Raw genomic sequence first — 14,997 nt, forward strand, 5'->3', positions numbered from 1 at the left:
ACAACCACAAGAGCCATGACATGGAACTGACGCCAAGAGACAAGGACAAGCTGTTGCTGTTCACCGCAGCGCTGCTGGCGGAGCGCCGCAAGGCCAAGGGCCTCAAGCTCAACTACCCGGAATCCATCGCCTTGATCAGCGCCGAGATTCTGGAAGGCGCACGCGAAGGCTTGAGCGTGGCCGAGCTGATGGGGCGCGGCGCGGAGGTGCTGACCCGTGACGACGTGATGGAAGGCATCGCCGAGATGATTCCCGAAGTGCAGGTCGAGGCGACCTTCCCGGACGGCACCAAGCTGGTGACCGTTCACAACCCCATCGTGTGAGGCGAGCAATCATGATTCCCGGCGAATATCTGGTGGCGGACGGAGAGATCTCTCTCTGCGAGGACCGCCTGCGCACCACGCTCTCGGTCGGCAATACCGGCGACCGGCCGATCCAGATCGGCTCGCACTATCACTTTGCCGAGGCCAATCCGGCGCTGGTATTTGATCGCGAGGCCGCTCTCGGGCAGCGCCTGGACATCGCCGCCGGCACGGCGATTCGCTTCGAGCCCGGGCAGACGCGTGATGTCACGCTGATTCCCTTCGCCGGCAGTCGCCATATCTATGGCTTCCGTGGCGAGGTGATGGGACAGCTGAAGGACGATGGCAGCGTCGAGCGCTGAGCGAGCAGAACCCTTTACCTCAATGCGCCAGGCAATGGCGCTGACAGGCATTCAGTTCGGCGCTCACCTGGCAACGGCAGTCCAGAAATTGCGGATTAGCAACTGCAGCTCAGAAGCGTTGGCTTGGAAGCTGTAGCTCAGGGATCAAGAGGCAACCCATGAAGATAACGCGACAGGCCTATGCCGACATGTACGGCCCGACCACCGGTGACCGCGTGCGTCTGGGCGATACGGCGCTGTGGATCGAGGTGGAGAAGGATTTCACCCATTACGGGGAAGAAGTGAAGTTCGGCGGTGGCAAGGTGATCCGCGATGGCATGGGTCAGAGCCAGCGCGCCGATGACAGCGTGATGGATACCGTGATCACCAATGCGCTGATTCTGGACTGGTGGGGCATCGTCAAGGCGGATGTCGGCCTCAAGGCCGGGCGCATCGCGGCCATCGGCAAGGCGGGCAACCCCGACACCCAGCCCGATGTGGATATCGTGATCGGCCCGGGCACCGAGATCATCGCCGGTGAGGGCAAGATTCTCACCGCCGGTGGTGTCGACCCGCACATCCACTTCATCTGCCCTCAGCAGGTGGAGGAGGCGCTGATGAGTGGCATCACCACCATGCTCGGCGGCGGCACCGGGCCGGCCACCGGCACCAATGCCACCACCTGTACGCCGGGGCCGTGGCATATCGGCAAGATGCTGCAGGCAGTGGATAGCCTGCCGATGAACATCGGCTTTCTCGGCAAGGGCAATGCCTCGCTGCCACAGGGGCTGGAGCAGCAGATCGAGGCCGGCGTGATCGGCCTCAAGCTGCATGAGGACTGGGGCACATCGCCGGCCTCCATCGACAACTGTCTGAGCGTCGCCGATGCCTATGACGTGCAGGTGGCGATCCATACCGACACCCTGAACGAGTCGGGCTTCGTCGAGGACACCCTGGCGGCCTTCAAGGACCGCTGCATCCACACCTTCCACACCGAAGGCGCCGGTGGCGGCCATGCTCCGGACATCATCACCGCCTGCTCGCGGCCCAACGTGCTGCCGTCTTCCACCAACCCGACGCGTCCCTACACCGTCAATACGGTGGATGAGCACCTCGACATGCTGATGGTCTGCCACCACCTGGACCCAAGCATCCCCGAGGACGTCGCCTTCGCCGATTCGCGCATTCGCCGCGAGACCATCGCCGCCGAGGACATCCTGCATGACCTGGGTGTCATTTCGATGATGTCCTCGGATTCCCAGGCGATGGGCCGCGTGGGCGAGGTGATCTGCCGTACCTGGCAGACGGCGCACAAGATGCGCGAACAGCGCGGCCTGCTGGCAGAGGACAGCGAGCGCGGCACCGACAACTTCCGTGCGCGCCGCTATATCGCCAAGTACACCATCAACTCCGCCATCACCCACGGCATCGCCCATGAGGTCGGCTCGATTGAAGTCGGCAAGCTGGCGGATCTGGTGCTGTGGTCACCGGCGTTCTTCGGCGTCAAGCCGGCCTGCATCCTCAAGGGCGGCATGATCGCCGCCGCGCCGATGGGCGATCCGAACGCCTCGATTCCCACGCCGCAGCCGGTGCATTACCGCCCGATGTTCGGCGCCTTCGGCAAGGCAGCCAGCGCCACGCGCCTGACCTTCGTCTCCCAGGCGGCCCTCAAGGCGGGAGTCGGGGAAGCGCTGGGGCTCGACAGTCCGCTGTCCGCCTGCCGCGACGTACGCCAGGTGCGCAAATGCGACATGAAACTCAATGACGCCTGCCCGGAGCTCAAGGTTGACCCCGAGACCTACGAAGTCTTCGCCGACGGTGAGCTGCTGACCTGTGAGCCTGCCAGCGAGCTGCCACTGGCCCAGCGCTACCACCTGTTCTGAAAGCCTGTTCTGAAGGCCTGTTCTGAGGGCCTGTTTCAAGAGCCTGTTCTGACTCCCTATTCGAGATTGACGCCATGATGGAACTGATACATCGCCTGCCAGACGCCAGTGGATCAGGCGACCCAGCGAGCGCTCACACCGATGCCGAGCCCCTCGACACCCTGACCCTGCCGCTGGAGCTGCGCATCCGCGGTCGTCTGCGTGCCACCACGGACGGCGGACGCGAGGTCGGCCTGTTTCTGGATCGCGGACCGGTACTGCGTGATGGCGATCGGCTGGCCTCGCGCGAGGGCGAGGTGATCCGCATCCGCGCCGCGGATGAGCCGGTAGTGACTGCCCACATCGCCGCCGGGCGCCCGATGGCTGCGCTCTGCTATCACCTGGGCAATCGCCATGTGCAGCTCGCTATCGGCATGCAGACGCCTGACGCTGGCGCTAGTGAAGGAAAGGACGAAGGAAAGGGCGAAGCAAAGGGCGAAGCAAAGGGCGAAGCAAAGGGTGAAACACAGAGCGCAACCGGCTGGGTGCGCTTCCCGCCGGATCACGTGCTGGAAGAGCTGGCCGAGCGCCTCGGCGCGACCCTCACCCATCATGAGGCGCCCTTTGACCCTGAGCCGGGCGCTTATGCCCAGGCGGGGCAGGGGCATGCTCATTCACACGGTCATTCACACGGTCATGACCACGGCCACTCACATGCTCACGACCATGACCATGACCATGATCATGAGCACAGCCACGGCCATTCTCACAACCACGCTCATGAGCACACGCATGAGCACTGATGCCATGGCGGGCCTGCCGGCGCAGGAGGATCTGGCGCTGCTGGGGCTGTTGCAGCTGGTAAGCCCTGCCTTGCCCATCGGCGCCTTTGCCTGGTCCCAGGGGCTGGAGAGTGCCTTCGAGCTTGGCTGGGTCACTCAGGAGCAGGAGCTTGGAGGGTGGATCGACGGCGTGCTGGAAGACGGGCTTGGCCGTTGCGAGCTGCCACTGTTGGTGCGTCTGCAGCAGGCGTGGGCCGAGGGGGATGCAACGGCGCTCGACGAGTGGGATGGCTGGCTCAAGGCGACCCGTGAAACCGCCGAACTCAGCGACGAGGATGCACGTCTCGGAGCGGCGCTGCTGCGCCTGCTCACAAGTCTCGAGCTTGAACCGCCAAGCGCGCTGATGCCCGAGGCGCCGGGCTACGTCACGGTGTTTGCCTGGGTGGCGCACCAGCGAGGGGTGCCAGCGCGCCAGACCTTGATCGGCTTCGCCTGGGCCTGGCTCGAGAATCAGCTGGCGGTGGCCTGCAAGGCCATGCCGCTGGGACACACCGCAGCCCAACGCCTGACCGAGCAGCTGCGCCCCCGCGTGGTGGAGGTCGTCTCACAGGCGCTTGCGCGTTTGGATGGTGAGCTTGGCCCGATATTGCCGGGGCTGGCGCTCGCCTCCGCCCAGCACGAAACACAATATTCCCGTCTGTTCAGGAGTTGAGCCAAGGCCGCCTGTCTTGAGGCGGCGGCGCCTGAACCGACCGACATGAACGTCTGATATCTCACGAGAAAGGAAGCTGCCATGAAGCATTGTCTACGCGTAGGAGTGGGTGGGCCGGTGGGCTCCGGCAAGACGGCGCTGTTGCGCCAGCTGTGTCTGGCCCTGCGCGATCATTACGACATCGGGGTGGTCACCAATGACATCTACACCCGCGAAGATGCCGATTTCCTGCTGCGCCATGAAGCGCTGGAGGCGGACCGTATCCTCGGGGTCGAGACCGGTGGCTGTCCGCATACCGCGATTCGCGAGGATGCCTCGATGAATCTGGCGGCCATCGATGATCTGCAGGCCCGCCATCCGGACATGGAGCTGGTGCTGGTGGAATCCGGTGGCGACAACCTGTCCGCGACCTTCAGTCCCGAACTTTCCGATCTCACCCTCTATGTGATCGACGTCTCGGCAGGCGACAAGATTCCGCGCAAGGGCGGGCCGGGCATCACCAAGTCGGATCTTCTGATCATCAACAAGATCGACATCGCCGAGCAGGTGCATGCCTCGCTCGAGGTGATGGACCGCGATTCGCGCAAGATGCGCGGTGAGCGGCCCTTCGTGTTTGCCAATCTGTATGACGGTGTCGGGCTGGAAGAGATCATCGCCTTCATTCTGGATCGCGGCATGCTGCCGGAGCGTCGCCCGCAAAAGCTGGCGGCACAGGCCTGACGGCGAAGCGTTTTCCGCCGCTGGCTCAGGGTTCATTGTCTCTCGGCATTCGTCTCACCACGGGTGTCGGGGGATTCATCATCATCTTGTTCAGGAATGACACATGAAGCGTTCTCACTCCGCACTGCTTGCCACCTCGCTGCTGCTGGTGGCGACCTCGGCCTCCGCCCACCCCGGCCATGATGCCCAGGGGCTGATGGCGGGCCTGTCGCATCCCTTCACCGGGCTGGACCACCTGCTGGCCATGCTGGCCATCGGCATCTGGAGTGCGCGTCAGTCGCGAGCCTTGACGCTTGCCACGCCGCTGTTGATGGTCGTCGGCATGCTGGCGGGGGCGGGCATCGCGCTGCTCAGCGGTGGTCAGGCGCTGCATGCGCTGATCGCCGAGCAGGGCATTCTGCTCTCGGTGCTGGCCTCCGGTGCGCTGGTGGCGTTGCTGCTGCGTCTGCCCACCCTGGCTGGCGCCGTGATGGTCGCCGGTTTCATGGCCTGCCACGGCTTCGCCCATGCGCTGGAAATGCCGGCGGCTGGCAGCGCCGCGGGCTACATGGCGGGCTTTGTTGTCGCGACGCTGGCCTTGGCGTTGCTGGGCCGTGCAATCGGCCAGCGCCTGATGGGCGTGCCCGCCATCGCTTCACGCCTGGTGGGTGGGGCGGTGATGGCCTCTGCCGTGATCATGGCGGTCTGATCGTCACCTGAGATTTCGCTCGCGGCTAAAAAGTACCGCTGATTACACCACTTCACGCCCCGCTGGCTTGCCAGCGGGGCGTGTGTGTTTCTGCTTGCTGCGCGCTCTCGCCGTTCTGATGATCGCTTGGGGGATCTCACGCGCTGGGCGGCACTGGCAAAAAATGGCTGACGCTAGATTATGTTATAACGTATCATTTAGCGTGTTTGATGATCGAGAATCCAGAGGTCCCCACGTCCAGGCACTTACCTGACCCTGCCCCAGGCCCTGATCCAGGCCCTGCGCCGGCAAGGATGCCTTCACGCGCAAGAGACGTGGCCAAGACCCTATCCTATCGAGGTACCGCCTGATGAATTCCCCACAAGTGCCCCTGTCGCAACCCCTGCCAGTCACTGTGCTGTCCGGTTTTCTGGGCGCCGGCAAGACGACGCTGCTCAATCACATCCTCGCCAACCGCGAAGGGCGCCGGGTGGCGGTGATCGTCAATGACATGAGCGAAGTCAACATCGATGCTGCCATGGTGCGTGGCGCGCCCGGTGCGGACAACGAGGTGACGCTCAATCGTGCCGAGGAGCAGCTGGTCGAGATGAGCAACGGCTGCATCTGCTGCACGCTGCGTGAAGACCTGCTCATCGAGGTACGGCGACTGGCTGAGGAAGGGCACTTCGATTGCCTGGTGATCGAATCCACCGGCATTTCCGAGCCGCTGCCGGTGGCGGAAACTTTCACCTTCGAGGACGAGGACGGCCAGTGCCTCTCCAGTGTCGCGCGTCTCGACACCATGGTAACCGTCGTGGATGGCGCCAACTTTCTCACCCAGTATCGCGAGGCGCAGTCACTGGCGGAAGCCGGGGAAAGCCTCGGCGAAGACGATGAGCGCAATGTCGCGGATCTGCTCGTCGATCAGATCGAATTCTGTGATGTGCTGTTGATCAGCAAGACGGACCTGCTCGATGCCTCGCAGCTGGATGAGCTGAGCGCAGTTCTGCGCTCGCTCAACCCGGAGGCCGAGATTCTGCCCATGACGAAGGGCGCCGTGCCGCTTGCCAAGGTGCTGGACACTGGCCGCTTCAGCTTCGATCGCGCCCAACAGGCACCGGGCTGGCTGAAGGAGATGCGCGGCGAGCACGTGCCGGAGACCGAGGAATATGGCATCTCGAGTTTCTCCTACCATGCGCGCGTGCCGTTCCATCCCGAGAAATTCCACCAGTTGCTCCACGGAGACTGGTTCGGCGGCAAGTTGCTGCGCTCCAAGGGCTTCTTCTGGCTGGCCACGCGGCCGCAGTTTGCCGGGCAGTGGAACCAGGCCGGCGGCATCGCGCACTACGGGTTCGGCGGCATGTTCTGGAAGGCGGTGCCAGAGGTTGAATGGCCAGAAGACCCCGAGTATCTGGAGTCGATCCGGGAAAAGTGGCAGGAGCCGTTCGGCGACATGCGACAGGAGCTGGTATTCATCGGTCAGAACCTGGATGAAGCCCGTATTCGCCAGGCGCTGGACGAGTGCCTGCTCGATGACGCCACGCTGCTGGCGGGCAAGGAAGCCTGGCGTGACCTGCCGGACCCGTTCCCCGCCTGGGAATGAGCGACGGCCTCTGAGTCCCTGATCTGCTGACACTCGCCAAGACACCCCACTGATCCGCGATCAGTGGGGTGTCTTCATTGTTGGCGCGTCTTTGCCGCTCCTGATCGGCACAGTCGTGCTGATCAAGAAGGGAGGGGCCGTCACTTTCTTCGAGCAGACGCTTCGCTGCCGGTCTGTGAGGCAAGGCGTGAGACGAGGCGTGAGATGCGTGCCGCTGCACTGCTCAGGGCAAACAGCAGGGTGGCGAGGCACACGATGGTGGGGCCGGTGGGGGTATCCAGCCAGTAGGCCGCCTGTAGTCCGCCGGTGGTGGAGACTCCGCCGATGATGGCGGCGGCGATCGCCATCAGCTCCGGGGTGTGACAGAAGCGGCGCGCCGTGGCCGCCGGGATGATCAGCAGTGCGGTGATCAACAGCGCACCGACCACCTTGAGGGCAACCGCGACCACCACGGCCAGCGACAGTGTCAGCACCAGCTGCTCGCGTCGCGGGTTGATGCCGCTGGCACGCGCCAGGTCCTCATTCAGGGTGGCGGTGAGCAGTGCCGACCAGCGCCAGTAGATGAGGCCGATGACCAGCACGCCACCTGCGGCGATGATTGCGAGGTCTGTCTTGCTGACCGCCAGAATATCGCCGAACAGATAGGCCATCAGGTCAATGCGCACGCCGGGCAGGAAGGAGACGGCCACGAGACCGAAGGCGAGTGCGGAGTGCGCCATCACGCCAAGCAGGGTGTCCATGGCGTAGCCGCGTCCGCTGAGCAGCGTGACCAGGGTCGCCATGATCAGCGAGACGACGAGCACGCCGGCCAGAATCGAGGTGGACATCAAGAGCGACAGCGCCACGCCGAGAATCGCGGCATGGGCCGTGGCGTCGCCGAAATAGGCCATGCGTCGCCAGACGACGAAACAGCCCAGCGGCGCTGCAGCAAGCGCCACGAATATCCCGGCCAGGGTGGCGCGGAGCATGAAGTCATCCAGTATCAGTCCCTCCAACATCAGTGACACCCCTCTGCGGTCGGTGCGATGAGCTGGAGCGATGGCGCTGGCTCCCGACTCTGCGTTGTCTGCTTGAGCACAGGCTTGGCTGCAGGCGCGGGTGCAGGTGCAGGTCCGGAGGAGGGCCGACAGGTGGGCGCAGCGTCAGCGGGCGAGTGGGTGCGAGAGTTAGAGTGATCGTGAGAGTAAGCAGGAGAGTGATCGTGAGGGTGAGCAGAAGAATGCTCATGGCGATAGAAGGCCAGGGCGTCAGCGGTATCGAGACCGAACAGATCCTGGTAGGCCGGTGAGGCCATGACACGCTCAGGCGTGCCCTGACAGCAGACGTGGCCATGCAGGCAGACGACACGGTCGGAGGCGCGCATCACCACATGCAGCTCGTGACTGACCATCAGTACCCCGCAGCCGAGGGTGTGGCGGACACGGTCGATCTGACGGTAGAAGTCCGCGATGCCACGGTGATCCAGCCCCTGGGTCGCCTCATCGAGCAGCAATATATCGGGCGAATCCATCAGGGCACGGGCCAGCAGAATACGCTGGAACTGTCCTCCCGAGAGATCGGCGATCTGCTGTTGCTCGACGCCGGGGATGCCGGCCTGCGCCAGGGCATTTGCCACCGCCGCGCGCGAATGGCGATGGGGCAGATTCAGGAAGCGCACCACCGTCATCGGCAGTGTCGGGTCCAGGCTCAGGCGCTGGGGCACGTAGCCGATTCTGCAGCCTTGCTGACGATGTATCTGCCCGCTCGTCGGGGACACCGCCCCGATGATGCTGCGCAGCAACGTGGACTTGCCTGAGCCATTGGGGCCTACCAGGGTGACGATTTCGCCGCGCTCAACCTCGAGATCGATCGCATCGAGGATGCGATGCCTGCCGAGCGTGACACACAGATTCTTGATCGATAACAGCGACATGGGGACCTCTTGGCGCTGAAGAGTTGACGGGTCAGTGACCATTAATGTTATGTTATAACATATTGAGGGTAGCCATTGCAGCCTTCGATCTTCCTTCCGTGATTTCGCTTCTATTGGAGAACCGCCATGCGCCATCGGTTACTGCCCTACCTCTCTCTGCCCCTGATGCTGGCACCTGTCGTGGCAGTGGCCGAGGTGCCATCGGTCGCGGTGGACATCCCCCCGGTGCACTCACTGGTGGCACGCGTCATGGGGGAGCTGGGCAGCCCCGATCTGGTCATCCAGTCTGGCGCCTCACCGCATGGCTATTCCATGCGTCCCTCCGAGGCCAGGGCACTGTCCGATGCGGATGTGGTGTTCTTCGTCAGTGATGAGCTGACGCCCTGGCTTGCCAAGGCGCGTACGTCGCTGGCCGCGGATGCCGATGCCGTCGAGCTGATGGAGGTGTCCGGCACCCTGCACCTGACCTATCGCGAGGGGCCCACCTTCGAGGCACATCATCACGCTGATGAAGCGTCTTCCGCACATGGCGAAACGCAGGGTGAAGAGCATGACGAACATGGTGACCACAAAGCCCATGCGGATCGCGACGAGCATCATGATGACGATCACGAAGCCCATGCGGATCACGACGAGCATGGCCACGACGGCGAGAATCCCCATGGCTGGCTGGACCCGGTGAATGCTCACACCTGGCTGGGCGCCATTGCGGAGTCACTGGCGGCACAGGACCCGGAGCACGCGGCGACCTATCGCAGCAATGCCCAGGCGGGGCAGCAGGAGCTCGAGGCGCTGACCGAGTCACTGTCAGCGCGTCTGGCTCAGGTGCAGGGCACTCGCTACATCGTCTTCCATGATGCCTATCAGTACTTCGAGCATCGCTTCGATGTGCCGGCCTCTGGTGCCATCTCACTGGGCGATGCCTCCACGCCCAGCCCGGCCCGCGTCAAGGAGATCCAGGCGCGCGTCAAGCAGGACGACATCCAGTGCGTCTTCCGAGAGCCACAGTACAACCCGGCGTTGATCGAGAGCGTCTTCGAGGGGACCGGCGTCAAGACCTCCATCGTCTTCGAGCCGCTGGGTGTCGGGTTGCCGCTGGGCGAGTCGCTGTATCCGCAGCTGATCGAGCGCCTGGGGCAGGGCATCCTTGGGTGTGCCGACGCCTGATCGCCCCGTGACACGATGACGGGGGCGCTGTCGGCCTCTGTCTTTCCTCAAGCGCCTCATCCTCAAGGGAGAGCCACCGCATGCCCCACCCGACATCGCCACCGCTGAGTGAGCGTGACGCAGAATTCTGCATCAATGCCGCGACACGCACGCTGGAGCGCTGGGCGATCGCCGTCACGCGCGGGGAGAAGGAGACGCTTCTCTCGCTGTATGCAGAGGACGCGATTCTGGTGCCGACGGTCGCCGATGATGTGCGTGAGAATCGCCAGCAACGCCAGGCCTACTTCGATGGCTTTCTCGCCAATGAAGCACTGGCCTGCGAGTTGGGGGAGTACTCACCCCGAGTCAGTCGCAAGCTGGGTACCGTCGTGATTGGAGGGCACTACACCTTCGAATATCGCGCCGCTGACGAGACGGTCACGATTGCGGCCCGTTTTCTGTTCACCTTCGAGGAGATTCTCGGCGAGTGGAAGATCACCGGCCATCATTCCTCGCGACTGGCGGGATGATCCTGCGCTGACGACGAGCCGTCCGCGCTCTGTTCTTCACCCCTCGCTACACACCCCACACTTCGGCTGAGCTCAGTGCTGTCTTCCTGCATCGTGAGGGAGGTGGTCACTGACGAGGGCCGCTTTGGATATCTGACGAATGACCGCAATACTCCCCGACGTTTCCCTGACCGAGCGCTCGCGCTCCTTGAGTCCCCTGGAATGGGTGGGCATGCAGGGGATCGATCTGCCTGTACTCATCGAGGAGGGCGATTATCGCCGTGAATTGCATGCCCGCGTGGATGCGCAGGTCGACCTGCCGATGCCGCATACCAAGGGCATTCACATGTCGCGCCTTTACCGCTTGCTGGATGGGCTGGCGGAGGGCAAGCCACTGACCCCGGGCAATCTGCAGGAGGTGCTCGCAGCGATGGTGGCAAGCCATCGCGACTGTGCCTCGCGCAATGCACGCATCAGGCTGGAATTCGCGCTGCTGGTGAAGCGTCCGGCGCTAGTCACACCTAAGCTCTCTGGCTGGAAGTCCTACCCCGTCACGCTGGAGGCCAGCATGAACGAGGGTTGCTTCATGCTGCAGGCCAGTGTCACGGTGGGGTATTCCTCCACCTGTCCGTGCTCGGCGGCCCTGTCGCGCCAGCTGATCGAGCAGGCCTTCCTGACGGCTCATCGCAATGACTCTACGCTGACGCCTGCGCAGGTCGCCGAGTGGCTCACCCACAACGCCACCCTGGCCACGCCTCACAGCCAGCGTAGCGAGGCGCAGGTCCAGATCGAGCTGAAGCCCACGGCGCAGGATCTGGGGCTGATCGCGCTGATTAATGCCATCGAACAGGCCGTGGCCACGCCGGTCCAGACGGCCGTGAAACGCGCCGATGAGCAAGCCTTCGCGGCGCTCAATGGACAGAACCTGATGTTCGTCGAAGACGCCGCACGCAGGTTGATCAATGGCCTGGCGATCTCAGACGGCGAGGCGCATGTGCATGTACGGCATATCGAAAGCCTTCACCCGCATGACGCCGTGGCCTGGGGTCGCCGCGACTGAGTGACGTCCAGCCTGGTTCTTCAGCTTCGTTCCTCAGTTACGCCCTATTTCGAGGCGTTACTTCTCTGATCCGCATGCACGCCCCGTCGAGGAAATCGGCGGGGTTTTTGGTTTTGCCGGGCTGAAAAACTCCAGACACCGCGGCTGACGATAGCAGACGGATGATGTCGGTATGTGGTTTGCCATCCAGTCCAGATGGGGTGGTGAGAGGAGGATTGTTGCGTATTTCGCTAGACAAAGGTCTATTTCTGCTGCGCTGTGATTGACCGATGCGGCGGTGGACGTCTAAGTTTTGCTTCATCTGGTATGGTTTGCAGTCCACTTGAGGGAGTGGAATTTGAACGTGACGCACGTGGGTCAGTCTCGCCGACACAGACTCAGGTCCGCAGCGATCAAGTGGCAAGCCAGACCCGATACGTCCATACCCCACAACAGAACAATCAAAGGGATTCGACAATGAAGCGAGCCATGCTTGCCGCCACGCTGTTAGCCGCCGCCTTGGGTACCACCACCGCGCATGCCGAGAAGATCGTGTTTGCGATCGGCGGTAGCCCCAACAGTCTGCAGGGCCAGACTGCGCAACATTTCGCCGATAGCCTGCAGGCCCGACTCGGGGATGAGCATCAGGTCGAGTACTACCACAGCGGTCAGCTGGGCGATGAGCGCCAGCTGATCCAGAAGCTGCGCCTCGGCACGGTCGATCTGGCCGCGATTTCCTCGGTGATGTCGTCCGTCTCGCCAAGCTTTGCACTGTTTGACATGCCGTTCATGGTCAAGGATCGCGAGCACCTCAAGCGCATCGATGACGAGATCGTGATGACTGACCTGGCCGAGGATGCCAAGGCCAAGGGCCTCAAGCTGGTCTCCACCTGGGAGAACGGCTTCCGCCAGATCACCAACAATGAACATCCCGTGGTGGAGCCGGAAGACCTGGACGGGCTGAAGCTGCGCACCCCGCAGAGCGAATGGCGTACCGGCATGTTCACGGCGTGGGGCGCCAACCCGACACCGATGGCCTTCTCGGAAGTCTTCGTGGCGCTCCAGACCGGGGTGGTCGATGGCCAGGAGAACCCGCTGTCCAACATCGATGGCGCCAAGTTCCAGGAGGTCCAGAAGTACCTGTCACTCTCCAATCATGTCTATTCGCCCATCTGGCTGACCAGCAGTCAGGCCGGCTGGGGCAAGATGCCCGAGGACGTGAAGGCCGCGATTGCCGAGGTGTCTGCCGAGACCCAGAGCTGGGCCTTCGCCAAGGGGGCAGAACTGGATGACAAGCTGCTGGCGAGCCTCAAGGCGGGCGGCATGGCCGTCAATGAGGTGGATCGGGATGCCTTCGTCACCGCGAGCGCGCCGGTCTATCAGGCGTTCTCCGACAAGGTCGACGGTGGCCAGGCGATGGTTGACCGGGCCATGGCACTGGCCAAGGAGTAAGTCATGAGCTCGCATTCCCATGCGGCCAAGGCAACCTTCCCCACCGAGAGTGGGGAAGGACTGACGGCCACGGCTGATGTGACCCTGCTGGACAGAGTCAACCAGGTGGTGGAGCGCTGCCTGGAAGTGTTCACCGTCGGGTTGCTGCTTTCGCTGACGGTGATCGTGCTGGCGGCGGTGGCCTTGCGCACCTTCGGTGGCTCCTTGCCCTGGTATGACGAGGTCGCCTCGATCAATCTGGCCTGGCTCAGCTTCTATGGCGCTGGTCTGGCGGCCCTGAAGCGTTCCCACATGGGCTTCCCGGGTCTGATCACCAAGGCGCCCATCGCACTGCGCAGTACGCTGTTCGTTACCTCTGAGCTAATCGTGATCGGATTCTTTGCCGTGGTGGGCTGGTTCGGTTACCAGGTGCTGGACGTGCTGGCCTGGGACTCCCTCATCGCCTTGCCGACCATCGGTCTGGATGTCACCCAGTCGGTGATTCCGATCAGTGCGGCGCTCTTCATCCTGTGCGAACTGCTGAGTCTGCCTCATGCCTGGCGCAAGATGTGTGCAGGCGTCAACAGCGAAGAGGAAGAGATCGCGGAAGCCATCCGTCTCGCCGAGCAAGACCTCAAGGAGCACCGTTCATGACGCTACTGATCATTATCGCGGCGCTGTTCGCACTGGTGTTGATCAACGTGCCCATCGCGGTCGCCATCGGCACCGTCGGGGTCGTCGGAGTGGTGATCTTCATGGGCGTGGACGCGCTGGTGAACGTGCCGCTGACGCTCTTCAATGGCGCCACCAAGTTCCCGCTGATCGCGATTCCGCTGTTCATTCTGGCCGGCGCGCTGATGAATACCTCGGGCATCTCCATGCGACTGATCAACCTCGTCACGGCCATGGTCGGGTTCGTGCGCGGTGGTCTGGCGATGGTCAATGTCGGGGTATCACTGTTCTTCGCCGAGATTTCCGGCTCTGCGGTGGCCGATGTAGCCGCGACGGGTTCGGTGCTGATTCCCGAGATGAAGAAGCGCAAGTACACGCCGCAGTTCTCGGCGGCGATCACGTCGTCTTCGGCGTCGCTTGCCATCATCATCCCGCCGTCGCTGTCGATGATTCTCTATGGGGCCATCGCGGACACGTCCATCGTCAAGCTGTTCGTCGCCGGCATCATCCCGGGGATTCTGGGTGGTCTGGGGCTGGCGATGCTCTGCTATTACTACGCCCGCAAGTACGACATGCCGCGTGAGGCTGCCTTCTCGCTGTCGACACTCGGCAAGGCGTTCCGCGAGGCCTTCTGGGCTCTGACGCTGCCGGTCATCATTCTGGGCGGTATCTTCGGCGGCTTCGTGACCGCTACCGAAGGCGCGGGCATCGCCGTGCTGGCGGCGCTGGTCATCGGGGGGCTGGTCTACCGTGAACTGAACCTGCAGGTGCTGTATCGCGCGGTGATCGATGGCGTGATCCAGACCTCCGTCGTGATGCTGCTGGTCGCCACCTCCGCGGTGCTGGGGCTCTTCCTCACCGAGATGCAGCTGCCGCAACAGCTGGCCCAGGAGATCACCGCGATCACCACGGACCCGGTGGCGGTGCTGGCGTTGCTCAACATCCTGCTGCTCCTGCTCGGCATGTTCCTGCATGGTGCCGCTGCCATCATTCTGGTGGTACCGATCGTGATGCCGTTGATCCAGCAGATCGGCATCGACCCCATCCACTTCGGCCTGATCCTGACCCTCAATCTGGCCATCGGTCAGCAGACACCACCCGTGGCTTCGGTGCTGGCCACCTCATGCTCCATCGCCAAGACAGACATGTGGGAAACCACCAAGGTCAATCTGCCGATGATCTTCGTGCTCTTCCTGGTGCTGATGTTGGTCACCTACGTGCCGGCGATTCCCATGAGTCTTGTCGAGCACTTCTATGGTTAAGCGCTGTGGTTGAGCGCTATGGTTGAGAGGGCAGTGA

The 14,997-nt window shown here is 63.1% G+C and carries 16 protein-coding genes; 14 read left to right on the top strand and 2 right to left on the bottom strand.

Going from position 1 to position 14,997, the window contains the following annotated elements; translation table 11 throughout:
- Positions 1-20: 20 nt before the first annotated feature.
- The 8 genes from ureA (at position 21) to zigA (ending at position 6,989) form a co-directional block, all read left to right on the top strand.
- Positions 21-323 (top strand): urease subunit gamma, encoded by a 303-nt coding sequence (gene ureA, locus MSG32_RS02790; RefSeq protein WP_024952521.1) that lies wholly within the window; start codon positions 21-23, stop codon positions 321-323.
- A gap of 11 nt (positions 324-334) precedes the next feature.
- Positions 335-664: an urease subunit beta gene (locus MSG32_RS02795; protein ID WP_107336426.1), complete on the top strand. Its 330-nt coding sequence runs from the start codon at positions 335-337 to the stop codon at positions 662-664.
- A gap of 158 nt (positions 665-822) precedes the next feature.
- A complete protein-coding gene (ureC, locus tag MSG32_RS02800; protein ID WP_248377441.1) occupies positions 823-2,526 on the top strand; it encodes an urease subunit alpha in 1,704 nt (567 codons plus the stop codon).
- A gap of 74 nt (positions 2,527-2,600) precedes the next feature.
- Entirely contained in the window at positions 2,601-3,308 is a 708-nt protein-coding gene (locus MSG32_RS02805) for an urease accessory protein UreE (protein ID WP_248377444.1), read from the top strand.
- Positions 3,298-3,999: an urease accessory UreF family protein gene (locus MSG32_RS02810; RefSeq protein ID WP_248377446.1), complete on the top strand. Its 702-nt coding sequence runs from the start codon at positions 3,298-3,300 to the stop codon at positions 3,997-3,999. Before MSG32_RS02805 ends, MSG32_RS02810 begins: the two co-directional genes overlap by 11 nt.
- 81 nt (positions 4,000-4,080) lie before the next feature.
- The gene (gene ureG, locus MSG32_RS02815; RefSeq protein ID WP_107336429.1) at positions 4,081-4,719 is read left to right on the top strand and encodes an urease accessory protein UreG; all 639 of its coding nucleotides are present in this window, start codon (positions 4,081-4,083) and stop codon (positions 4,717-4,719) included.
- A 103-nt stretch (positions 4,720-4,822) separates the two neighbouring features.
- Positions 4,823-5,407 (top strand): HupE/UreJ family protein, encoded by a 585-nt coding sequence (locus MSG32_RS02820; protein WP_248377448.1) that lies wholly within the window; start codon positions 4,823-4,825, stop codon positions 5,405-5,407.
- 349 nt (positions 5,408-5,756) lie between these two features.
- Entirely contained in the window at positions 5,757-6,989 is a 1,233-nt protein-coding gene (gene zigA, locus MSG32_RS02825; protein WP_248377453.1) for a zinc metallochaperone GTPase ZigA, read from the top strand.
- 140 nt (positions 6,990-7,129) lie between these two features.
- On the opposite strand, the gene MSG32_RS02830 is transcribed toward zigA, so the two are convergent.
- Together MSG32_RS02830 and MSG32_RS02835 are read right to left on the bottom strand one after the other, a co-directional pair.
- On the bottom strand, positions 7,130-7,957 hold the full coding sequence (locus MSG32_RS02830) for a metal ABC transporter permease (protein ID WP_248377454.1): 828 nt from the start codon (positions 7,955-7,957) through the stop codon (positions 7,130-7,132).
- A 29-nt stretch (positions 7,958-7,986) separates the two neighbouring features.
- Positions 7,987-8,901, bottom strand: coding sequence for a metal ABC transporter ATP-binding protein (locus MSG32_RS02835; RefSeq protein WP_348983950.1), 915 nt, complete (start codon positions 8,899-8,901; stop codon positions 7,987-7,989).
- Positions 8,902-9,027: 126 nt separating this feature from the next.
- On the opposite strand from MSG32_RS02835, the gene MSG32_RS02840 reads away from it, so the two are divergent.
- From MSG32_RS02840 to MSG32_RS02865, 6 genes are all read left to right on the top strand, one after another.
- Positions 9,028-10,068 carry a zinc ABC transporter substrate-binding protein gene (locus MSG32_RS02840; protein WP_248377455.1) on the top strand — a complete coding sequence of 347 codons (1,041 nt, stop codon included), beginning with the start codon at positions 9,028-9,030 and terminating at the stop codon, positions 10,066-10,068.
- Between the two features lie 80 nt (positions 10,069-10,148).
- A complete protein-coding gene (locus tag MSG32_RS02845) occupies positions 10,149-10,577 on the top strand; it encodes a DUF4440 domain-containing protein (RefSeq protein WP_192837770.1) in 429 nt (142 codons plus the stop codon).
- 139 nt (positions 10,578-10,716) lie between these two features.
- A complete protein-coding gene (folE2, locus tag MSG32_RS02850; protein WP_248377457.1) occupies positions 10,717-11,616 on the top strand; it encodes a GTP cyclohydrolase FolE2 in 900 nt (299 codons plus the stop codon).
- A 456-nt stretch (positions 11,617-12,072) separates the two neighbouring features.
- Positions 12,073-13,047: a TRAP transporter substrate-binding protein gene (locus tag MSG32_RS02855; protein ID WP_248377459.1), complete on the top strand. Its 975-nt coding sequence runs from the start codon at positions 12,073-12,075 to the stop codon at positions 13,045-13,047.
- A 3-nt stretch (positions 13,048-13,050) separates the two neighbouring features.
- Positions 13,051-13,680, top strand: coding sequence for a TRAP transporter small permease subunit (locus tag MSG32_RS02860; RefSeq protein ID WP_216060354.1), 630 nt, complete (start codon positions 13,051-13,053; stop codon positions 13,678-13,680).
- On the top strand, positions 13,677-14,960 hold the full coding sequence (locus tag MSG32_RS02865; RefSeq protein ID WP_024952532.1) for a TRAP transporter large permease: 1,284 nt from the start codon (positions 13,677-13,679) through the stop codon (positions 14,958-14,960). Before MSG32_RS02860 ends, MSG32_RS02865 begins: the two co-directional genes overlap by 4 nt.
- Positions 14,961-14,997: the final 37 nt, after the last annotated feature.

The sequence above is a fragment of the Cobetia sp. 1CM21F genome (genome assembly GCF_023161745.1).
Taxonomy (GTDB): domain Bacteria; phylum Pseudomonadota; class Gammaproteobacteria; order Pseudomonadales; family Halomonadaceae; genus Cobetia; species Cobetia amphilecti.